Below are 19,328 nucleotides of genomic sequence, written 5' to 3' on the forward strand. Positions count from 1 at the left end.
CGAGGGGGCCTCAGGCGAAACTCGCCTCACGTGCGTACGAGCGGACCGCGCCGCCTTCTACAGGCGAACCCGGCCTTTCGATGCGCCGTCCCGTCTCCTTGGCGAAGAAGTGGATGCGCTCGGGCGCGACGGTCAATTGCAGTTCCTCGGTGATCTCGGCTTCCACCGGCACGACGGCCGTCAGTGCCTGCGAAGACAGATGCCCGTGCACCAGCCGGTGCGCTCCGAGTTCCTCGACATAGTCGACCTTGAAGGGCAGGCGCTGGTCACCCTCGCCGGCCAGCGTCAGGTCTTCGGCACGCACGCCGACAGTGACCGAACCCGTCGTGCCTGGCTGAGCGCCGAAGGCCATCGACACGTCGCCGATCACCAGCCGGTCGCCCTCGATCGCGCCATCCAGCAAATTCATCGCCGGCGCGCCGATGAAGCTCGCGACGAAGGTGGAGGCCGGACGATGGTAGACCTCGAGCGGCGTGCCGATCTGCTCGATCGTCCCGCCGTTCAGCACCACCAGCCGGTCGGCCAGCGTCATCGCTTCGAGCTGGTCGTGGGTCACGTAGATCGCCGTGGTCGCCAGCCGCCGCTGCAGCTTGCGGATCTCGCCGCGCATGGTGACGCGCAGCTTGGCGTCGAGGTTCGACAGCGGCTCGTCGAACAGGAAGACCGCCGGCTTGCGTACGATGGCGCGGCCCATGGCGACGCGCTGGCGCTGGCCGCCGGACAGCGCCCTGGGCTTGCGCTTCAGATAGGGCTCGATCTCCAGCATGCGGGCCGCTTCCGTGACGCGCGCCTCGATCTCCGCCTTCGGCGTCTTGCGGTTCCTAAGGCCGTAGGCGAGGTTGTCGTAGACGCTCATATGCGGATAGAGCGCATAGTTCTGGAACACCATGGCGATGTCGCGCTCGGCTGGTTCGACATTGTTGACGACGCGCCCGCCAATGCTGACCGTGCCTTGCGATATGGCCTCCAGCCCCGCCACCATGCGCAGCAAGGTCGACTTGCCACAGCCCGAAGGGCCAACCAGCACGATGAATTCGCCGTCCTCGATGGCGATGTCGATGGCTTTGACCGCGTGCACGCCGCCGTCGTAGATCTTCGAGACCTGGTCGATCAGAATGGACGCCATGGGTTTACCTTTCTCACTTGTCGCTTTCGGTCAGGCCCTTGATGAACCAGCTCTGGAAGATCACCACGACGACGACGGGCGGCAGCATGGCGAGCACCGCCATGGCGAAAGCCTCGTTGTAGTCGGGGATCTGCGAGCCGACCCAGACCTGCAGGATCTGCTTGATGCCGCGCATCAGGGTGTAGAAGCTCTCGTCCGTGGTCATCAGCATGGGCCAGAGATACTGGTTCCAGCCATAGACGAACATGATGATGAAGACCGCCGCGATCATCGTGCGCGACAGCGGCACGAGCACGTCGATGAAGAACTTCACCGGGCCCGCGCCGTCGATGCGGGCGGCCTCCAGCAGTTCGTCCGGCACCGACTTGAAGAACTGCCGGAAGAAGAAGGTACCGGTCGCCGAGGCCAACAGCGGCAGGATCAGGCCGACATGGCTGTTCAACAGGCCGAGCTCGCTCATCACCTTGTAGGACGGCATGATGCGCACCTCGAGGGGCAGCAGCAGCGTGGTGAAGATCAGCCAGAAGGCGAGCGTGGCGAAGCGGAAACGGAAATAGACGATCGCATAGGCGGCCAGCATCGACAGCACGATCTTGCCGATGGCAAAGCCGAGGCCGAGGATCAGCGAGTTCACCGCCATGGTCATGCCCGTGACTTCGCCGGTAAATCCGCCCTTGCGGAAGAGGACCTTGCCGTAGGTCTCCTCCAGGTGTCCGCCGATCGACAGCATGAGGCCGTTCGAGTGGATTTCGGCCGCGGTATGGGTCGAGGTGGTGAACGCCACCACCAGCGGCCCCAGCATCAGGATGACGCCGGCGATCAGGATGAGGTGGTCGAAGAACTTGGTGCGATACATCAATCCGTCCCTCAACCGTAATGAACGCGGCGTTCGATGAAGCGGAACTGGATCAGCGTTAGCGCCAGCACGATGACCATCAGGATCACCGACTGGGCCGAAGACGAGCCGAGGTCGTTGCCGCGGAAGCCGTCGAGATAGACCTTGTAGACCAGCGTGATCGGGTTGTTGGCCGGCTTGTCCTTCACGATCACATCGATCACGCCGAAGGTGTCGAACAGCGAATAGGTCATGTTGATGACCAGCAGGAAGAAGGCCGTGGGGGTCAGCAGCGGCAGGATGACCGTCCAGAAACGGCGGGTGCCCGACTTGCAGTCGATCGCGGCTGCCTCGCGGATCGAGGCCGGAATGCCCTGCAGGCCGGAGAGGAAGAAGATGAAATTATAGGGGATCTGGTTCCAGACCGCGACGGCGATCATGGCGAAGGCCGTATCGAAATAATTGATCCCGACCTTCATGTCCCAGCCGAACAGCGCGACGAAATGCACGAAGGGTCCGATGTGCTGGTCGAAGAACATCATGCCGATCAGGCCCGCGACCGGCGGGGCGATGGCGTAGACGACGATCAGCAGTGTCTTGTAGGTGGATTGGCCACGAATGACGGCATCCGCCTTCAAGGCCAGCAGCAGGCCGAGCGACAGCGTCAGGAAGGTGACGATCAGGCTGTATGCCACGGTGAAGCGCGCGATCTTCTGGTATTCCGGCGCCGTCAGCGCATCGGTGTAGTTGTCGAGGCCGACGAAGGCCGAGCCGAAGCCGAAGGGATCCTCGATGAAGAAGGACGAGTGGATCGCCTGGGCCGACGGCCAGTAGAAGAAGATCGAAATGATCGCGAACTGCGGCAGGAGCAGCAGATAGGGAATAAATCGCGAATTGAACTGGACGCGCTTCATGGGGTGCTTTCAAGGAAAAACCCGGGGGCTGGGCGCCCCCGGGAGTTCTGACAAAGGCGACGGAGATCAGCCGGCCGTCTTGGCGAAGCGGGCGAGCAGTTCGTCGGCTTCCTTCTTGATGGTTTCCATGGCTTCCTTCGGCGTGGTTTCGCCGGCGAAGATGCGGTTGTATTCGCGTTCCATCACCGAGCGGATCTGCGGATAGAAGCCCATGCGATAGCCCTTGTCCCATTCGCCGCCCGGCAGGGACAGCTGCTGGATGCCGACTTCGGCGGCCGGCTTCTCGTTGTAGAAACCTTCAGACTTGGCCAGTTCATAGGCTGCCTTGGTGATGGCGACGTAGCCGGTGGCCTGGTGGTAGAACTTCTGGATCTCGGGCGAGGTCAGGAAGTGGAAGAAGGATGCGGTGCACTTGTTCTCGGCTTCCGGCTTGCCGGCCATGGCGAACAGGGCGGCGCCGCCGATGAAGGTGTGAACGCCTTCCGGATGAACCGACTTCCAGAAGGGCAGGAAGGTGGCCGAGAAGGGCATGGTCGCGGTCTTCTGCAGGCCGCCGAACGAGCCCGACGAACCGATCCAGAGAGCGACCTTGCCTTCTTCGAAGGGCTTCTGGTTGTCGCTCCAGCCGGCGCCGTAATAGCCGAACAGGCCCTGGTCGTACCAGGCCTTCAGCTTTTCGTACATCATGACGTGGTTCGGGTCGGTGACGTTGATCGTCGTGTCGACGACGCTGTCATAGCCGTTGTTGTTCGAGGCGAACTGGAGATTGTGGCGCGAGAAGAAGTTCTCGGTGAACTGCCAGGTGAGCTGCGACTGGACGAGCGGGGTGTAGCCGGCCTCTTTCAGTTTCGGAGCGATGGCTTCGAATTCTTCCCAGGTCTTCGGTGCTTCGACGCCGGCCTTCTTCAGCGCGTCGGTGTTGACGTACATGATCGGCGCCGAGGAGTTGAACGGCATGCCGACGAACTTGCCTTCGCTATCGGCGTAGAAATAGCGCACGCCTTCGATGAAGTCGTCGCGGTTGAACTCGAAGCCTGCATCCTTGATCAGGTCTTCGGCGGCAACGGCAGCACCCTTGGCATTGATGATGGTGGCGGCGCCGGCGTCGAAGACCTGCAGGATGTTCGGCTGTTCGCCCGAACGGAAGGCGGCGATGCCGGCCGACAGGGCTTCTTCATAGGTGCCCTTGGAGACCGGCGTCAGGGCGCATTCGCTCTGGGCGGCGTTGAACTTCTGGGCGACTTCGTTGATGACTTCGCCATTGCGGCCGCCCATGCCGTGCCACCAGGTGATGTTGGTCGCGGCCAGCGTCGTCGATGCGGTCATGGACAAGGCCAGAGCGGCCATGGAAATCTGTTTGAACATGGAAAAATCCTCTCCGCCAATATTGGGGTGAGGACTGCATTAGCCGCGATCTGTGACGCGAAAATAAATGTTTTATGTCATTTCGATTACAGTTTTCGCCGATACGAAAGCAAAGCGAAACTAGAACGCGCCTTCATAGTGCCGCGGCAACTTCCACGGCGTGATCGCGACGATATCATAGCGCAGCGACAGCCGCGCCACGTCGGGCTGGCGGGCGAGCCAATGGTCGCCCGCCGCGCGGATCCGATCTTGGCTGGCGAAAGTCACGGCGTCGACCGCGGCCTTCAGGTCGCGGCGCGCCTTGACCTCGACGAAGGCCACGAGCTCGCCGCGCCGCGCAATGATGTCGACCTCGCCCGCCCGGACGCGGTAGCGCATGGCGAGGATGCGATAGCCTTTCAGCATAAGGTAGAGGGCAGCCGTCCATTCCGACCAGCGTCCCCGGCGCTCCGCACGCTTTCTCGCCTCCGGCGCCGCGAACCTCGTCATCCGTCGCCCTTCAGCGCGAGCAGCCGCTGATAGAGTTCCTTGCGCGGCTGGCCCGTCAGTTTGGCGGCCTCCGTCGCTGCCTTGGCCGTCGGCAGCGTCTCCGACAATTCGATGAGCACCCGGTCTACCTCGCCAGCTTCCGGCGCGGCCTTTGCGAGCGGCGGGCCGACGACGAGGACGACCTCGCCCTTGACCGCCTTGTCGGCATACTGGTCGGCAAGTTCCTTGAGCGTGCCGCGGCGAAATTCCTCGAAGGTCTTGGTCAGTTCGCGGCACACCGAAGCCTGCCGTTCGGCTCCGAGTTCTTCCGCGGCGGCGGCGAGCGTGTCGCCGATACGGTGCGGGCTCTCGAAGAAGATCAGGGTGGCCGGAACATCGCGCAATTGCGCCAGCCGCTCGTGGCGCGCCTTGTCCTTCACCGGCAGGAAGCCGGCAAACAGGAAGGCGTCGTTGGGCAGGCCGGAGCCGACAAGGGCGGCGAGCGGCGCCGAGGCGCCGGGGATCGGCACGACGCGGTGGCCCGCCTCGATCGCCAGCTGGCCGAGACGATAGCCCGGGTCAGAGACGAGTGGCGTGCCTGCATCCGAGACGAGCGCCACGGACCTGCCGGCCTCGAGCGCCGCGATCAGCTTCGGGCCTGCCTCGTTGGCATTGTATTCGTGATAGGAATAGGGGCGGTTCTGGATGCCGTAGCGATCGAGAAGCACCCGGGTTACGCGCGTGTCTTCGCACGCGAGCACGTCAGCGCCGGCCAGCGTTTCGAGCGCCCGAAGCGTGATGTCGCCGAGATTGCCGATCGGGGTCGCGACAAGGTAGAGCGCCGGCTCCAGCGGTCGGGCGGCGATCATCACATCGTTGATGCGATAGGTCCGCGGCTGCGCCGTCGCTTGTCTTTCATCTTCCGTCACTTGGTCCGTCCTGTCGCCTGGCCTTGTGTCCCACCTTATCGTCCAGCCCCTGCCGCAGGGCAAGGGCGGCATTGACCGCGCGCCGTTAGGCATGGTGTCAAATTGGTGCGCGACATCACAGCTGCCTCTTGCTTTTCGCGCGCAATTCCTGCCATTTTGCCCGTCCCACACGATCCGGCCTCCGACGGCCGGCAAGGAACAATGCGACCCGGCCCACCGGATCGCGACAGGTCGAAAGCGGAAGCGTCCATGCGTATTACTCTCGAACGGTCCAACCTTCTCAAGTCGCTCAATCACGTGCATCGCGTGGTCGAACGTCGCAACACGATCCCGATCCTGTCGAACGTGCTGCTTCGGGCCGAAGGCGCGAGCCTGGCGATGAAGGCGACCGACCTCGATCTCGAGATTACCGAGGCGACGCCCGCCATGGTCGAACAGGCCGGCGCGACGACCGTTCCGGCGCACCTGCTCTATGAAATCGTCCGCAAGCTGCCGGACGGCGCCGAAGTGCTGCTGGCCACCACGCCCGACGGCGCGGCCATGACGGTCGCCTCGGGCCGTTCGAAATTCTCGCTGCAGTGCCTGTCGGAAGCCGACTTCCCCGACCTGACGGCCGGCAACTTCACCCATTCCTTCAAGCTGAAGGCCTCGGCTCTCAAGATGCTGATCGATCGCACCCAGTTCGCGATCTCGACCGAGGAGACCCGCTACTACCTGAACGGCATCTTCCTGCACACGATCGAGAGCGCCGGCGCGCTGAAGCTGCGCGCGGTCGCGACCGACGGCCATCGCCTCGCCCGCGCCGACGTCGAGGCTCCCTCCGGTTCGGAAGGCATGCCGGGCATCATCATCCCGCGCAAGACGGTCGGTGAGTTGCAGAAGCTGGTCGACAATCCCGAGCTGATCGTCACCGTGGAAGTCTCCGACGCCAAGATCCGCCTGACCATCGGCGAGATCGTCATGACCTCCAAGCTGATCGACGGCACCTTCCCCGACTATCAGCGCGTCATTCCGCAGGCGAACGACAAGGAAATGCGCGTCGATTGCCAGAGCTTTGCGCAGGCGGTCGATCGCGTCTCGACCATTTCCTCCGAGCGCGGACGCGCGGTCAAGCTTGCCCTTAACGAGGGCCATCTGACGCTCACCGTCAACAATCCGGATTCCGGCAGCGCGACCGAAGAGGTCGCCGTCGGCTATGACAACGACCCGATGGAAATCGGCTTCAACGCCAAGTACCTGCTGGATATTACGGCGCAGTTGTCGGGCGACGACGCGATCTTCCTTCTGGCCGATGCGGGCTCCCCGACACTGGTGCGCGATACGGCCGGTGACGACGCTCTCTATGTCCTGATGCCGATGCGAGTGTGATTCGGCGACGCATTCGGGGGATATTTCTCCATCCGCGCCATTTCGCCTTGTTTTTGCGACAAACCGGCGCAACATGCGCTTGGCGCGGATGAACGCGCGTGACGGTCTTGAGTGGGGAGTTAGGCCATGGTTCGACGCTTGAAGGAACGGTTCGAAAAGAAGTTCGACGAAGAGATCCGCTTCTTCAAGGGGATGATGCAGGGCCCGAAGAGTGTCGGCGCCATCGTTCCGACCTCGTCCATCACCGCCCGCAAGATGGCGAGCGTCATCAATCCGCAGTCCGGTCTGCCGGTTCTCGAGCTCGGCCCGGGCACCGGGGTCATCACCAAGGCGATCCTGGCACGCGGCGTCAAACCGGAAGACCTCGTTTCCATCGAGTATTCCGAGGATTTCTACGATCATCTGACCCAGGACTTTCCCGGCGTCAATTTCATCCATGGCGACGCTTTCGATCTGCCGAACACGCTCGGCAAGTTCGCCGATCAGACCTTCGACTGCGTCATTTCGGCGGTGCCGCTTCTCAGCTTCCCCATGCCGGCCCGGGTCAAACTTCTCGAAGACCTGCTCGACCGCCTTCCGCCTGGTCGGCCAGTGGTGCAGATCACCTATGGCCCGGTTTCGCCGATCCTGGCCCAACCGGAGCGCTACCAGATCCAGCACTTCGATTTCATCGTCCGCAATATTCCGCCGGCGCAGCTGTGGATTTACCGCCGCGGCTGATAGCTGACGGCGGGCGGCACACCTGATGTTCGGTCTCTACATCACCCATCCGCAGGTCAGGATCGATCCGGCCATACCCGTTCCGCAATGGGGGCTTTCGGATCTCGGTCGCGACCGCGCCACCGAGGCTGCCACGCGGCCCTGGGCGAAGCGCCTCGCCCGTATCGTCTCCAGCGCCGAGGTGAAGGCGATCGAGACCGCGGAAATCCTCGCCAGGGCCGCCGGCATCTCCTTCGAGACGGTCGAGGCGATGCATGAGAATGATCGCTCCGCGACCGGCTTCCTGAAGCCCGACGCCTTCGAGCAGGCCGCCGACTGGTTTTTCGCTCATCCCAACGAGAGCTTCCGCGGCTGGGAGCGGGCGGCGGACGCCCAGGCCCGGATCGTCTTAGCCGTGGACGCCATCCTCGACGACCACGACCCGGCGGCGCCGATCGCCTTCGTCGGCCATGGCGGTGTCGGCACCCTGCTCAGGTGTCACCTGCTGAGCATCCCGATCAGCCGCAGCCACGATCAACTGCCCGGCGGCGGCAATCTTTATGCCTTCTCTCTTGCGGATCGGCGTATCGCATGCGACTGGACGCCGATCGAAGACTGGAAGGGGATCGAGCCATGACGCCACGCGAACGCCTCATCGTCGGCCTGGATGTGCCGACCGTCCGGGAAGCGGAAACCATTGTCCAAACGCTCGGTGACGACATCCTGTTCTACAAAATCGGCTACCAGCTCGCCTTTGCCGGCGGGCTTGAGTTCGCCCGCGAGCTTGCGGAGAGCGGCAAGAAGATCTTCCTCGACATGAAACTGCTCGACATCGACAACACGGTCGCCTCCGGCGTCGAGAACATTGCCAAGATGGGCATGTCGATGCTGACGCTGCACGCCTATCCCAAGGCCATGCGCGCCGCGGTCAAGGCAGCCGAAGGCTCCGGCCTCTGCCTGCTCGGCGTCACCGTGCTGACCTCGATGGACGAGCAGGACCTGGTCGATGCCGGTTATGAATATGATCCGCACACCTTGGTGCTGAAGCGCGCCGAACAGGCCCGCACTGCCGGCATGGGCGGTATCGTCTGCTCCGCCGAAGAGGCAAGCGCCGTGCGCAAGGTGATCGGCCCCGACATGGCGCTGGTAACCCCCGGCATTCGCCCGGCCGGCGCCGACAAGGGAGACCAGAAGCGGGTGATGACGCCGGCCGACGCGCTCAAGGCGGGATCCAGCCATCTCGTCGTCGCGCGCCCGATCGTCAAGGCGGAGGACCCGAAGGCCGCCGCGCGGGCGATCCTCGCCGAGATGGCGACCGCCCTCTGAGAGGACGGCGGCTCAGCACGCCGGATCATTCAATCATTGCCGACGATCTCGTTGGACGGGTCGGTATTGCGGATCAGCCCCTTCCAGCCGCCTGAAATGCGATTGCCGCGTACGACATTGTATTTGGCGAGATCCCGCGGATCGAGGCTGCTGCCCAAAGGCAGGTCCGGGGCGCTGAGGCGATGGGTGGTGCGGCCATTGCGCTGATTCAACCAGATCGCCGGGCGCGGACGAACCATCCCCTCATAGTGAAACCGATTGCCCTCGATGCGATTGTATTGCGGGGGCTGATGGCGGATCGTCCCGCCCTCGCCGGCGTTGCGGTAGAGGAAAATGCCGCCATTGACCGCGTCCTCGAAGATATTGCCGGAAATGACGTTGCGGGCAGAGCCATCGACCGCGACCTGCTCGCGCCGCGTCGTCTTCACGGCAAAGCGGTTGCCGATGATGCGGTTTTCGGCGCTCTCGGCGTCGAGATAGAGCGCAGTTGCCGTCGTTTCACCGCGGAACCGCGATCCGCTGACCGTCACCCCGGTGACCCCCGGCCCGAGATAGAGCGGCAAGGTTCCCTGGGCGACGACATCGAGATTGTCGAGAATGATCGCCGTCGGCGCGGCCGCCTGCGCGCGCGCGGTGTGGCCCGACGTCAGCGATGACCGCCGCACCTGTTCCGCCTGCCCGTTCAGGCCGAGGCCGGCGAGGCGCATGTTGCCGATGACCGTGCAGTTCTTCACCGTGATCGCCTTCGGCACGCTCCAGCTTCCGTCTCGTGCCTGCAGCGACCGGATCATGACCGTTGGCCGACGATGGCTGATCGGCATGTCAGGCGTTCCGAGCGTCCCGCCACGGCAATCGAATGTAATGCCGGACGCCTTGGCGCCGGAAAAGGCGATCGGCCGGGCAATGACATCCTTCGGATCGAGCGTCACGTCGCAGGAGACTTCGACGGGACTGGCCTTGGCGCCGGGCGGGCTGCGCAATTGCTGGTAGACCGAAGCCGGGCAAGCCTTCGCCTCGGCGGATCCGGCGGAAAGCGCAACAGCACCAGCCGCCAGCAGAAAAAGCGCAATCCCCGCTCCGACCAAAGAGCGGATCGCGTGGCTGTGTGTTTCCGGCATTGGCCCTTCCCCATCGACAGGCGGAAACCCGTATCACCGCGACACGGCGCAGCGCTTGACCGGGACGCCGATTTGCTCAATTAAACCATGATAACCAACAGGGATGGGACGAAAAAATGGCCAAGGGCTACTGGATCGCAAGAGTCGATATTCGCGATGCCGAAGGGTACAAGGGTTATGTCGCGGCGGCAAAGCCGGCTTTCGAAAAGTACGGCGCGAAATTCCTCGCGCGCGGCGGCGAATTCACCGAACTCGAAGGCAAGGCCCGGGCCCGCAACGTCGTCATCGAGTTTCCCTCGCACCAGGCCGCGGTCGATTGCTACAATTCGCCTGAATACCAGATCGCCGCGAAAATCCGCCAGCAAGTGGCCGATGCGGAAATGGTCGTCGTCGAAGGCGTCTGAGTTAAGACCTTTTTCGAAGGGCCGAGCGCGTTGACGGCCCTTCCGCTTACCTTTCGATTCGGCTAAAGACAGCTTGAATTCCAGCGCATCCTGCGCACGCCTATTCCAAGGAGCCAGCCCATGACCTTGTCCAACCTTCCGCCGCTCGTCACCGTGTTCGGGGGATCGGGTTTCGTCGGGCGGCATGTCGTTCGGGCGCTCGCCAGGCGCGGCTACCGCATTCGTGTCGCGGTTCGTCGCCCCGACCTCGCCTTCTTCCTGCAACCGCTCGGCAATGTCGGGCAGATCTCATTCGTCCAGGCCAATCTCCGCTACCGCGCCTCCGTCGACAAGGCGGTCCAGGGTGCTGATCATGTGGTCAACTGCGTCGGCATCCTGTTCGAGAGCGGTCGCAACAGCTTTGACGCCGTCCAGGATTTCGGTGCCCGCGCCGTTGCCGAGGCCGCCCGTTCCGTCGGCGCCAGGCTCACCCACATTTCGGCGATCGGCGCCGACGCCAAGTCGGATTCCGACTATGCCGCGACCAAGGGCCGTGCCGAAGAAGCCGTCCGGTCGATCCTGCCCGATGCCGTGATCCTGCGCCCCTCGATCGTGTTCGGGCCGGAAGACGGCTTCTTCAACAAGTTCGCCGCCATGACCAAGGTCATGCCGGTCCTGCCGCTCGTCGGCGGCGGCAAGACGAAGTTCCAGCCGGTTCATGTCGAGGACGTGGCCGAGGCCGTCGCCCGCTCCGTCGATGGCAAGCTCACCCCCGGCGCCGTCTATGAACTGGGCGGCCGCGACGTCATGACGTTCCGCGAATGTCTCGAAGCCATGCTCGAGGTGATCGGCCGCAAGCGCCCCTTCCTGACGCTGCCCTTCGGCATCGCCTCGCTGATCGGCAGCCTTTCGTCGATGATCCCCTTCGTCAAGCCGGCGCTGACCAGCGACCAGGTCAAGCTGTTGAAGTCCGACAATGTCGTGTCCGACGCCGCCAAGGCGGAAGGCCGCACGCTCGAAGGCATGGGGATCAACCCGGTTTCGCTCGAATCGATCCTGCCGACCTACCTCGTCCACTACCGCCCGCACGGCCAGTTCACCGGCTCGGGCAAGGCTGCCTGACCTCTGGCGGAACCGGATCGGCCGTCTCTGCGTTGCACAAAAGACGCAGGGACGAAATCCTTGCGTTAACCGCGAATTCAGCAAGATCTTCTATTGATGCCCCTGCGGGCAATGCGTAAACAACCACCAGTTCGGACGCGGCGGACACCGCCGGCGACGATCACAGCATCATATCGAGGGGCCTCTTCATGGGTAAGTCTATCGCACTGTTTTTCGCGTGTGCGGCACTGGTCATCATCGCCGGCTCGTTCCTGGCGCCGTCCACGGTTGCTGCGCGCAAGGGCAATTGCGCACCCGCCTATGGCGTCGATCCCTGCAGCACCGGCTCGATCTCGGTCACGCAGTAAGTTTTCGTATAATCAGACGAAAAAAGGCCGCTTCCGGGCGGCCTTTTTCATGTCCTGTGCGGCGCTTTCTCAAGCGCCCCCGATACCCAGCATCAGCCCGATCAGGCCGAGCGTTCCGACAATGATCCGCCACCAGGCAAACGGCGCATAGCCGCGCTTCGACACGAAGTCGAGCAGGCTGCGCACCACCAGTAGCGCCGAGAGAAAGGCTGCGACAAAGCCGATGGCGATGATCGCGCCATCGTCGACGCTCAGCGCATCGCGGTTCTTGTAAAGGTCGAGGACAAAGGCGCCGACCATGGTCGGCATGGCGAGGAAAAAGGAAAATTCCGCCGCCGAGCGCTTGTCCGTTCCGAGCAGCAGCGCGCCGACGATGGTGGCGCCCGAACGCGAGACGCCGGGGATCATGGCGACGCACTGGCAAAGGCCGATCTTGAAGGCGAGCGACAGGGGATAGTCCGTCACCTCGGTATATTTCGGCGTGAGCTTCAGCCGGTCGATCCACAAGAGCACGAAGCCGCCGAGGATCAGCATGACGCAGATCACCATGGGCGTTTCGAACAGCACCGACTTGATGAAGTCATGGGCCAGTGCCCCGATCACCGCCGCCGGCAGGAAGGCGAGAAGGATCGCCGCGACGAATCGACGGCTCCCCGGATCGGTCGGCAGGCCGATCGCCAGCAAGAAGAGCTTGCGAAAATAGACGCTGAGGATCGCCAGGATGGCGCCGAGCTGGATCAGAACGGCAAAGGTATTTTCCGGCGACTTGAAGCCGAGAAAATGGCCGGCCAGCAGCACATGGGCGGTCGAGGAGACCGGAATGAACTCCGTCAGGCCCTCGATCAGGCCAAGGAAAAGCGCGCTGAGAATGGATTGATCTTCCATGGAATGTCCTTGAGAAGCGGGGCGGGAGGACGTGCGATTTGCTTGTATTGCGTCAACCAAGCTCCTATAGCTTGGAAGCCGTGGTCATGACCAGCCGCAAGTCGCGCGCCCGTGCCGGTGTTCAAACGCCTGAAGAATTCGAGTAACAATGCCAACATTGTATCATCACCCCATGTCCACCGCGTCCCGGTTCGTCCGGCTGGTGCTCTCCGAATACGGCTTCCAGGTCGATCTCGTGGAGGAGCAGACATGGGAAAAGCGCCGGGAATTCCTGTCGCTCAATCCGGCCGGCACCCTGCCGGTCTATGTCGATGACAACATGCGGGTCCTGTGCGGACCTGTGGTCATTTCCGAATTTCTCGACGAGACCCACGGTGTGCTGAAGCGCGATCGCCGGCTCTTGGCCGAAGATCCGTTCCAGCGCGCCGAGATCCGCCGGCTGACCGAATGGTTTCTGCAGAAGATGGAGCAGGACGTGACCCGCCCGCTGGTGCGCGAACGCGTCCACAAGCTGCTGATCCCCAACGGGCTCGGTGGCGGTGCGCCCGATTCGAAAGTCCTGCGCACCGCGCGCGGCAATATCCGCCAGCACATGAAATACTTGAGCTGGCTTTCCGGCTCGCGTCCCTGGCTTGCCGGCGACCGGCTGAGCTATGCCGATCTCGCCGCCGCCGCGGCGATTTCCGTGCTCGACTATCTCGGGGAAATCGACTGGGCGGAATATCCGGTCGCCAAGGAATGGTACCAACGGATCAAGTCGCGCCCGTCCTTCCGTCCGCTGCTGGCCGAGCGCCTGCGTGGCCTGACCCCTGTTTCGCACTATGCGGACCTGGATTTCTGAGGAAGCTGGGCCATGCCGCAAGAGCAGGCCATATCCGCCCCCGACAAGAAACGCGCGTCGCTGACCGCCCTCATCAAGAAGGAGGCCGAGGCGCAGGGGTTCGATGTCTGTCGCATCACCGCGCCTGACGCCATTCCCGAAGCGCCGGGGCGCCTCTCCGCCTATATCGAGGCCGGCTATCACGGCACGATGGACTGGATGCCGGAGACGCGCGAGCGTCGGGGCGATCCCCGCGTGCTGTGGTCGGACGTGCGCTCGATCGTCATGTTCGGCATGAATTACGGCCCCGATCTCGACCCGCGTTATCTCCAGGCGCGGCCCGAGAAGGGAGCGATCTCGGTCTATGCCCGCAATCGCGACTATCACGATGTCATGAAGGGGCGATTGAAGGAGGTCGCCACCCGCTTTGCCGCACGCGCCGGCGCCGACGTCAAGGTGTTCGTCGACACCGCCCCGGTAATGGAGAAGCCGCTGGCCGCAGCGGCCGGGCTCGGCTGGCAGGGCAAGCACACCAACCTGGTCAGCCGCGAGTTCGGCTCCTGGCTGTTTCTCGGCAGCCTGTTCACCACGGCCGACCTGTCGCTGGACGAGGCGGAGCTGGATCATTGCGGCTCGTGCCGCGCCTGCCTCGACGCCTGTCCGACCCATGCCTTTCCCGCGCCCTACAAGATCGATGCGCGGCGCTGCATCTCCTATCTGACCATCGAGCACAAGGGCAGCATCGATCCGGATCTGCGTGTCGCCTTTGGCAACCGCATCTACGGCTGTGACGACTGTCTGTCGGCCTGTCCGTGGAACAAGTTTGCCAGCGAGGCGCGCGAGATGAAGCTTCAGGCACGCGCCGACCTGATAGAGCCCAACCTTTCCTTCCTGCTTTCGCTCGACGACCCGACCTTCCGCACCTTCTTCAGCGGCTCGCCCGTCAAACGCATCGGACGCAATCGGTTCGTGCGCAATTGCCTGATCGCCGCCGGCAATTCAGGCCTCATCGATCTGATCCCTGCCTGCCGGACGCTGATCGGCGACACGGCGCCGGAGGTTCGCGGCATGGCGGTGTGGGCGCTTTCGCGGCTGCTGCCGCAGGCGGATTTCGCACAATTGCGCCAGGCGTACCTTCCGGCCGAGACTGAAGCCGAGGTAAGACGCGAATGGACGATGGCGGAGTGAAGTGATGCATGTGATGATTTTCGGCGCCGGCTATTCCGGCAAGGCCATCGGCCGGCTTCTGTCTTCCACCGGACATCGGGTCGCCGGCACGACACGCAGCAGCGAAAAGCAATCCGCCTTGCGAGAATGCGGGATCGCGCCCTTGCTGTTCGACGGCAGCGAAATCTCGCCGACGCTCAAAGCCGAACTGGCCACGGTCACCCATCTCGTCCAGTCGATCGCGCCGGGCCGCGACGGTGACCCGCTGATCCGCCTTTTCGGCGAGAACGAACTCAAGGCGCTGATGCCGAAGCTCGAGTGGATCGCCTATCTCTCCACCGTCGGCGTCTATGGCGATCATGGCGGCGCCTGGGTGGATGAGGACACGGTGCTCAATCCCGTGTCGCAGCGCTCGGTCGAGCGCGTCGAGGCCGAAATGTCCTGGCAGGCGCTTGCCGAACGCACCGGCGTGCCGCTCGCGATCCTGCGCCTTTCGGGTATTTACGGTCCGGGACGCAACGCCTTCGTCAACCTTTCCAACGGCACGGCGCGGCGCCTCGTCAAGAAGGACCAGGTGTTCAACCGCATCCGCGTCGAGGACATCGCCGGTGCGACCGCCTTCCTCGGCGAAAGGCTCCAGCCGGGCATATATAACGTGACCGACGACGAGCCCTGCCCGCCGCAGGACGTGGTTGCCGAGGCAGCACGATTGATGGGGATCGCACCACCACCGGAGCAGTCCTTCGAGACGGCCGAACTCACGCCGATGGCGCGGTCCTTCTATGGCGAGAACAAGCGGGTCTCCAATCGCCGGCTGAAGGCGCTCGGCTTTGCCTTCTCTCATCCGGACTACCGTCAGTCGCTGCAGGATCTCTGGTCGAACGGCACCTGGAACAAAGCCGGCCACCGGGCGTTTTAACAGCACAACAAGACCTCCGGACGAGCGATCCACCGCCGTCTGCCCCCGAATCTCCACATTTCAGGCATGAAATGTGGCGGTTCGGATTATTTTTGCGTGATTTTTTTCGTGATCGCACCATTTTGGGAATCCCCCGGAATGGATTTCCGCTTTTTCTCTGAAATTAAACTACTTTTGCTGAATTCGATCAAATCGCACCCATAGCGATTCGCCTTCAACAATCACGAATGTTACAGCCTGAAACATTCCGTGATGCAGCAAAGGCACGTTTTTGCCATTTTTCCCCTCGTTTTGGCGACGCCACGCAAAATTTGGCTCGTGTCAACGACTAGGGAAATGCAAATTGACGAATATCCGGCGCTCAACCTTCACTGTCGCAACAATAGTGGCCCTCGCTGCTTTCCTGCCGCTCTCGGCCCACGCGGCCTCTTCCTGCGGCGGCGCATCCTGGTATGCGTTGCACTCCAAGACAGCTTCCGGTGAACGCATGAACCCGTCGCTTCTCACCGCTGCCCACAAGTCGCTGCGTTTCGGCACCAAGCTGAAGGTCACCAATGCCAAGAACGGCAAGAGCGTCGTGGTGCGAATCAATGATCGCGGCCCGTTCATTCGCGGCCGGGTGCTCGATCTCTCCAAGGCTGCCGCGCAGAACATCGGCATGATCCGCTCCGGCCACGGCAAGGTCTGCTACGAGATCATCGGCTGATCGCCGAGCCGCGACCGGACACGACGCCGACCGGTTAGACGCTTGCTCTTCAAACGGTTCGCAGTTACCACGCTCTCTTCGAATTCAGGAGAATGGAACATGCGTCTGGGCGGCCGCCTCGCTGGTGCGATCGAAGTGCTGGATGACATCGAAACGCGTCGCCGCCCGGTGGCGGACGCGCTGAAGGACTGGGGCCTCGCGCACCGCTTCGCCGGATCCGGCGACCGCGCCGCGATCGGCAACATCGTCTATGACGCGCTGAGAATGAAGCTCTCGCATACCTGGCTGATGGACGACGACAGCGCCGCAGCACTCGGCTGGGCGGTGCTGCTGCGCCAGTGGGGCCTTGTCCCCGAAGCACTGGCGGCCGAGTTCGACGGCGACAATTTTGCCCCGAAGGCGCTGACGGCGGAGCAACTGGCGGCCTTTTCGTCCCGCGACCTCGCAGATGCGCCGCTGCATGTGCAGGGCGACATCCCGGAATGGATCCAGCCGTCCTTCGAAGCCGCCTTCGGCGAAGACTGGCTTTGCGAAGCCAAGGCGCTCGCCGAACGCCCGACGCTCGACCTGCGCGTCAACACCATCAAGGCCAATCGCGACAAGGTTCTGAAGGCGCTCGACCGCACCAATGCAAAGGCCGCCAGCATTGCCCGCTTCGGCATTCGTATCCCCGCAGGCGAAGGTGCCTCGCGCCTGCCCAACGTCACCGCTGAACTCAGCTTCCAGAAGGGCTGGTTCGAGGTGCAGGACGAGGGATCGCAGATCGTCTCCGACCTGGTCGACGCCAAGGAAGGCGACCAGGTTCTCGATTTCTGTGCCGGCGGCGGCGGCAAGACGCTCGCCATGGCGGCAGTGATGAACAACAAGGGCCAGGTCCATGCCTATGACGCAGACCGCAAGCGCCTGGCGCCGATCATCGAACGGCTGAAGCGCGCCGGGACCCGCAATGTCCAGGTGCACGATAGTCTGCGCGGCATCGACAGCCTGAAGGGCCATGTCGATCGCGTGCTGGTCGATGCCCCCTGCACCGGCACCGGCACCTGGCGCCGGCGCCCCGATACGAAGTGGCGCCTGACGCTGCGCAATCTGCAGGAGCGCGTCGCCCAGCAGCAGGAAGCGCTGACCGAGGCTGCAGCCTATGTCCGCCCGGGCGGGGAACTGCTCTACGTCACCTGTTCGGTGCTGCCCGAGGAAAACGACGCCCAGGCCGCCGCCTTTTGCGCCGCCAATCCCGAGTTCGAGATCGCGCCGACGCTCGACGGCTGGGATCGCCTGTTCGGCAGGGATGCACCGCGCCCACGCTCGCAGAACGGCCTCAGCGTCACCTTGAGCCCCGCCTCGACCGATACCGACGGTTTCTTTTTCTGCCGGATGCGCCGCAAGGCATGAGGCGCATCCGCCCGGTGGGACTTGACGAACCGCAAGCGGTTGGCGCTTTTCTATTCTCGACTATTTGACACCAGTTTCTTTTTCCGCCAAGACAAGGTCGTTCGTTTCACGCAGAGGGCGCGCAAGCGTCGAAGGAGAGACCATGTCCCGCAAATCCATTCTTGGCGCCTCGTTCGCGCTCTTGATTGCCTCGGCAAGCTTCATGGCCGGCCCCGCTGCTGCGGCCACCGACGCGGCCGCCGTCGTCAACCATTATGCGGCGCTTGCCCATGCCAAGTATGAGGATTCGCTCAACACCGCCAAGGCGCTCGACGCTGCCATCGACGCGCTGATCGCTACCCCGAGCGACGAGACGCTGAAGGCCGCGCGCGCCGCCTGGATCAAGGCCCGCGTGCCTTACCAGCAGTCGGAGGTCTATCGCTTCGGCAATGCCGTGGTCGATGACTGGGAAGGCAAGGTCAATGCCTGGCCGCTCGACGAGGGCCTGATCGACTATGTCGATGCCTCCTACGGCACCGAGAGTGATGAGAACGCGCTGTTCGTCGCCAATGTGATTGCCAACCCGAAGCTGAAGATCAACGGCAAGGATGTCGACGCCACCAATCTGACGCCGGAATTCCTCTCCGAGACGCTGCATGAAGCCGGCGAGATCGAGGCCAATGTGGCGACCGGCTACCATGCCATCGAATTCCTGCTGTGGGGCCAGGACCTCAACGGCACGGGTCCCGGCGCCGGCAACCGCGCCTATACCGACTTCGACACCAAGAACTGCACCAACGGCCATTGCGACCGCCGCGCCGCCTATCTCAAGGCCGCCTCCACGCTGCTGGTTTCCGATCTCCAGGAAATGGTCACCGCTTGGGCACCAGACGGCGAAGCGACGAAGACCGTGACGGCCGATCCGAAGGCCGGCATTTCCGCCATCCTCACCGGCATGGGCTCGCTGTCCTACGGCGAACTGGCCGGCGAGCGCATGAAGCTCGGCGTGCTGCTGCACGACCCGGAAGAAGAACACGACTGCTTCTCCGACAACACGCACGCCTCGCATCTGAACGACGCCGTCGGCATCGCTTCCGCCTATACCGGCGAGTATACCCGCGCCGACGGCACGAAGATGACCGGCCCTTCGCTCTCCGAACTGGTCGCCGCCAAGGATACGGCCCTCGACGCCGAGATGAAGGCCAAGCTCACCAAGACGCTCGACGCCATGAACGCCATGGCCAAGCGCGCCGAGACGGTCGAGGCCTATGACCAGATGATCGGTGAAGGCAATGCCGAGGGCAACGCCACCGTCCAGGCCGCCATCGACGGGCTGATCGACCAGACCAAGACCATCGAGCGCGTCATTGCGTCGCTGGATCTGGGTACGATCGAGCTTGAAGGTTCCGACAGCCTGGATAACCCTAACGCCGTGTTCCAATAAGACAAAGGCGGGCCATCGG

Annotated in this window: 21 protein-coding genes; 13 read left to right on the forward strand and 8 right to left on the reverse strand. The window is 63.3% G+C overall.

Going from position 1 to position 19,328, the window contains the following annotated elements; translation table 11 throughout:
- Positions 1 to 10 precede the first annotated feature (10 nt).
- The 6 genes from DYZ14_RS00680 to rsmI all read right to left on the reverse strand — a co-directional run bounded on the left by DYZ14_RS00680 (position 11) and on the right by rsmI (position 5,577).
- On the reverse strand, positions 11 to 1,126 hold the full coding sequence (locus DYZ14_RS00680; protein ID WP_154718885.1) for a sn-glycerol-3-phosphate import ATP-binding protein UgpC: 1,116 nt from the start codon (positions 1,124 to 1,126) through the stop codon (positions 11 to 13).
- Between the two features lie 13 nt (positions 1,127 to 1,139).
- A complete protein-coding gene (ugpE, locus tag DYZ14_RS00685; RefSeq protein WP_115668699.1) occupies positions 1,140 to 1,982 on the reverse strand; it encodes a sn-glycerol-3-phosphate ABC transporter permease UgpE in 843 nt (280 codons plus the stop codon).
- An 11-nt stretch (positions 1,983 to 1,993) separates the two neighbouring features.
- A complete protein-coding gene (locus DYZ14_RS00690; RefSeq protein WP_154718886.1) occupies positions 1,994 to 2,875 on the reverse strand; it encodes an ABC transporter permease subunit in 882 nt (293 codons plus the stop codon).
- Between the two features lie 66 nt (positions 2,876 to 2,941).
- On the reverse strand, positions 2,942 to 4,240 hold the full coding sequence (locus DYZ14_RS00695; protein WP_154718887.1) for an extracellular solute-binding protein: 1,299 nt from the start codon (positions 4,238 to 4,240) through the stop codon (positions 2,942 to 2,944).
- 120 nt (positions 4,241 to 4,360) lie between these two features.
- Complete coding sequence (locus tag DYZ14_RS00700; protein WP_154718888.1) at positions 4,361 to 4,729, reverse strand: YraN family protein; 369 nt, start codon at positions 4,727 to 4,729, stop codon at positions 4,361 to 4,363.
- Positions 4,726 to 5,577 carry a 16S rRNA (cytidine(1402)-2'-O)-methyltransferase gene (gene rsmI, locus DYZ14_RS00705; RefSeq protein WP_232365418.1) on the reverse strand — a complete coding sequence of 284 codons (852 nt, stop codon included), beginning with the start codon at positions 5,575 to 5,577 and terminating at the stop codon, positions 4,726 to 4,728. Before rsmI ends, DYZ14_RS00700 begins: the two co-directional genes overlap by 4 nt.
- A gap of 309 nt (positions 5,578 to 5,886) precedes the next feature.
- On the opposite strand from rsmI, the gene dnaN reads away from it, so the two are divergent.
- The 4 genes from dnaN to pyrF all read left to right on the forward strand — a co-directional run bounded on the left by dnaN (position 5,887) and on the right by pyrF (position 9,030).
- Positions 5,887 to 7,005, forward strand: a complete 1,119-nt coding sequence (gene dnaN, locus DYZ14_RS00710) for a DNA polymerase III subunit beta (RefSeq protein ID WP_154718890.1) — start codon at positions 5,887 to 5,889, stop codon at positions 7,003 to 7,005.
- Between the two features lie 126 nt (positions 7,006 to 7,131).
- On the forward strand, positions 7,132 to 7,725 hold the full coding sequence (gene pmtA / locus DYZ14_RS00715) for a phospholipid N-methyltransferase PmtA (RefSeq protein WP_154718891.1): 594 nt from the start codon (positions 7,132 to 7,134) through the stop codon (positions 7,723 to 7,725).
- 25 nt (positions 7,726 to 7,750) lie between these two features.
- Positions 7,751 to 8,341, forward strand: coding sequence for a histidine phosphatase family protein (locus DYZ14_RS00720; protein WP_154718892.1), 591 nt, complete (start codon positions 7,751 to 7,753; stop codon positions 8,339 to 8,341).
- Positions 8,338 to 9,030, forward strand: a complete 693-nt coding sequence (gene pyrF / locus DYZ14_RS00725) for an orotidine-5'-phosphate decarboxylase (RefSeq protein ID WP_154718893.1) — start codon at positions 8,338 to 8,340, stop codon at positions 9,028 to 9,030. Before DYZ14_RS00720 ends, pyrF begins: the two co-directional genes overlap by 4 nt.
- A gap of 29 nt (positions 9,031 to 9,059) precedes the next feature.
- On the opposite strand, the gene DYZ14_RS00730 is transcribed toward pyrF, so the two are convergent.
- Positions 9,060 to 10,148 carry a right-handed parallel beta-helix repeat-containing protein gene (locus tag DYZ14_RS00730; RefSeq protein ID WP_154718894.1) on the reverse strand — a complete coding sequence of 363 codons (1,089 nt, stop codon included), beginning with the start codon at positions 10,146 to 10,148 and terminating at the stop codon, positions 9,060 to 9,062.
- Between the two features lie 116 nt (positions 10,149 to 10,264).
- Here DYZ14_RS00730 and DYZ14_RS00735 point away from each other — a divergent pair, with 116 nt between their 5' ends.
- From DYZ14_RS00735 to DYZ14_RS24080, 3 genes are all read left to right on the forward strand, one after another.
- Positions 10,265 to 10,552 (forward strand): DUF1330 domain-containing protein, encoded by a 288-nt coding sequence (locus tag DYZ14_RS00735; protein WP_115668709.1) that lies wholly within the window; start codon positions 10,265 to 10,267, stop codon positions 10,550 to 10,552.
- 120 nt (positions 10,553 to 10,672) lie between these two features.
- A complete protein-coding gene (locus tag DYZ14_RS00740; protein ID WP_154718895.1) occupies positions 10,673 to 11,653 on the forward strand; it encodes a complex I NDUFA9 subunit family protein in 981 nt (326 codons plus the stop codon).
- A gap of 188 nt (positions 11,654 to 11,841) precedes the next feature.
- Complete coding sequence (locus tag DYZ14_RS24080) at positions 11,842 to 12,000, forward strand: hypothetical protein (protein ID WP_028738715.1); 159 nt, start codon at positions 11,842 to 11,844, stop codon at positions 11,998 to 12,000.
- 69 nt (positions 12,001 to 12,069) lie between these two features.
- Here DYZ14_RS24080 and DYZ14_RS00745 read toward each other — a convergent pair whose 3' ends face one another.
- The gene (locus DYZ14_RS00745) at positions 12,070 to 12,885 is read right to left on the reverse strand and encodes an undecaprenyl-diphosphate phosphatase (protein ID WP_154718896.1); all 816 of its coding nucleotides are present in this window, start codon (positions 12,883 to 12,885) and stop codon (positions 12,070 to 12,072) included.
- 148 nt (positions 12,886 to 13,033) lie between these two features.
- Here DYZ14_RS00745 and DYZ14_RS00750 point away from each other — a divergent pair, with 148 nt between their 5' ends.
- The 6 genes from DYZ14_RS00750 (at position 13,034) to DYZ14_RS00775 (ending at position 19,309) form a co-directional block, all read left to right on the forward strand.
- Complete coding sequence (locus tag DYZ14_RS00750; RefSeq protein WP_115668712.1) at positions 13,034 to 13,726, forward strand: glutathione S-transferase family protein; 693 nt, start codon at positions 13,034 to 13,036, stop codon at positions 13,724 to 13,726.
- 12 nt (positions 13,727 to 13,738) lie between these two features.
- On the forward strand, positions 13,739 to 14,893 hold the full coding sequence (gene queG / locus DYZ14_RS00755) for a tRNA epoxyqueuosine(34) reductase QueG (protein ID WP_154718897.1): 1,155 nt from the start codon (positions 13,739 to 13,741) through the stop codon (positions 14,891 to 14,893).
- A 4-nt stretch (positions 14,894 to 14,897) separates the two neighbouring features.
- Positions 14,898 to 15,791 (forward strand): SDR family oxidoreductase, encoded by an 894-nt coding sequence (locus DYZ14_RS00760; protein ID WP_154718898.1) that lies wholly within the window; start codon positions 14,898 to 14,900, stop codon positions 15,789 to 15,791.
- Positions 15,792 to 16,134: 343 nt separating this feature from the next.
- Positions 16,135 to 16,497 carry a septal ring lytic transglycosylase RlpA family protein gene (locus DYZ14_RS00765; RefSeq protein WP_115668715.1) on the forward strand — a complete coding sequence of 121 codons (363 nt, stop codon included), beginning with the start codon at positions 16,135 to 16,137 and terminating at the stop codon, positions 16,495 to 16,497.
- A gap of 99 nt (positions 16,498 to 16,596) precedes the next feature.
- Complete coding sequence (locus tag DYZ14_RS00770) at positions 16,597 to 17,886, forward strand: RsmB/NOP family class I SAM-dependent RNA methyltransferase (RefSeq protein ID WP_154718899.1); 1,290 nt, start codon at positions 16,597 to 16,599, stop codon at positions 17,884 to 17,886.
- Positions 17,887 to 18,028: 142 nt separating this feature from the next.
- Positions 18,029 to 19,309: an imelysin family protein gene (locus DYZ14_RS00775; RefSeq protein ID WP_154718900.1), complete on the forward strand. Its 1,281-nt coding sequence runs from the start codon at positions 18,029 to 18,031 to the stop codon at positions 19,307 to 19,309.
- Positions 19,310 to 19,328 lie beyond the last annotated feature (19 nt).

Source organism: Ciceribacter sp. T2.26MG-112.2 (assembly GCF_900492205.1).
Classification (GTDB): Bacteria; Pseudomonadota; Alphaproteobacteria; order Rhizobiales; family Rhizobiaceae; genus Allorhizobium; species Allorhizobium naphthalenivorans_A.

Excerpts from the sequence above, each read along its gene's own strand:
- DYZ14_RS00680 (WP_154718885.1), bottom strand. The coding sequence starts at position 1,126 with ATGGCGTCCATTCTGATCGACCAGGTCTCGAAGATCTACGACGGCGGC.
- ugpE (WP_115668699.1), bottom strand. The coding sequence starts at position 1,982 with ATGTATCGCACCAAGTTCTTCGACCACCTCATCCTGATCGCCGGCGTC.
- DYZ14_RS00690 (WP_154718886.1), bottom strand. The coding sequence starts at position 2,875 with ATGAAGCGCGTCCAGTTCAATTCGCGATTTATTCCCTATCTGCTGCTC.
- DYZ14_RS00695 (WP_154718887.1), bottom strand. The coding sequence starts at position 4,240 with ATGTTCAAACAGATTTCCATGGCCGCTCTGGCCTTGTCCATGACCGCA.
- DYZ14_RS00700 (WP_154718888.1), bottom strand. The coding sequence starts at position 4,729 with ATGACGAGGTTCGCGGCGCCGGAGGCGAGAAAGCGTGCGGAGCGCCGG.
- rsmI (WP_232365418.1), bottom strand. The coding sequence starts at position 5,577 with ATGATCGCCGCCCGACCGCTGGAGCCGGCGCTCTACCTTGTCGCGACC.
- dnaN (WP_154718890.1), top strand. The coding sequence starts at position 5,887 with ATGCGTATTACTCTCGAACGGTCCAACCTTCTCAAGTCGCTCAATCAC.
- pmtA (WP_154718891.1), top strand. The coding sequence starts at position 7,132 with ATGGTTCGACGCTTGAAGGAACGGTTCGAAAAGAAGTTCGACGAAGAG.
- DYZ14_RS00720 (WP_154718892.1), top strand. The coding sequence starts at position 7,751 with ATGTTCGGTCTCTACATCACCCATCCGCAGGTCAGGATCGATCCGGCC.
- pyrF (WP_154718893.1), top strand. The coding sequence starts at position 8,338 with ATGACGCCACGCGAACGCCTCATCGTCGGCCTGGATGTGCCGACCGTC.
- DYZ14_RS00730 (WP_154718894.1), bottom strand. The coding sequence starts at position 10,148 with ATGCCGGAAACACACAGCCACGCGATCCGCTCTTTGGTCGGAGCGGGG.
- DYZ14_RS00735 (WP_115668709.1), top strand. The coding sequence starts at position 10,265 with ATGGCCAAGGGCTACTGGATCGCAAGAGTCGATATTCGCGATGCCGAA.
- DYZ14_RS00740 (WP_154718895.1), top strand. The coding sequence starts at position 10,673 with ATGACCTTGTCCAACCTTCCGCCGCTCGTCACCGTGTTCGGGGGATCG.
- DYZ14_RS24080 (WP_028738715.1), top strand. The coding sequence starts at position 11,842 with ATGGGTAAGTCTATCGCACTGTTTTTCGCGTGTGCGGCACTGGTCATC.
- DYZ14_RS00745 (WP_154718896.1), bottom strand. The coding sequence starts at position 12,885 with ATGGAAGATCAATCCATTCTCAGCGCGCTTTTCCTTGGCCTGATCGAG.
- DYZ14_RS00750 (WP_115668712.1), top strand. The coding sequence starts at position 13,034 with ATGCCAACATTGTATCATCACCCCATGTCCACCGCGTCCCGGTTCGTC.
- queG (WP_154718897.1), top strand. The coding sequence starts at position 13,739 with ATGCCGCAAGAGCAGGCCATATCCGCCCCCGACAAGAAACGCGCGTCG.
- DYZ14_RS00760 (WP_154718898.1), top strand. The coding sequence starts at position 14,898 with ATGCATGTGATGATTTTCGGCGCCGGCTATTCCGGCAAGGCCATCGGC.
- DYZ14_RS00770 (WP_154718899.1), top strand. The coding sequence starts at position 16,597 with ATGCGTCTGGGCGGCCGCCTCGCTGGTGCGATCGAAGTGCTGGATGAC.
- DYZ14_RS00775 (WP_154718900.1), top strand. The coding sequence starts at position 18,029 with ATGTCCCGCAAATCCATTCTTGGCGCCTCGTTCGCGCTCTTGATTGCC.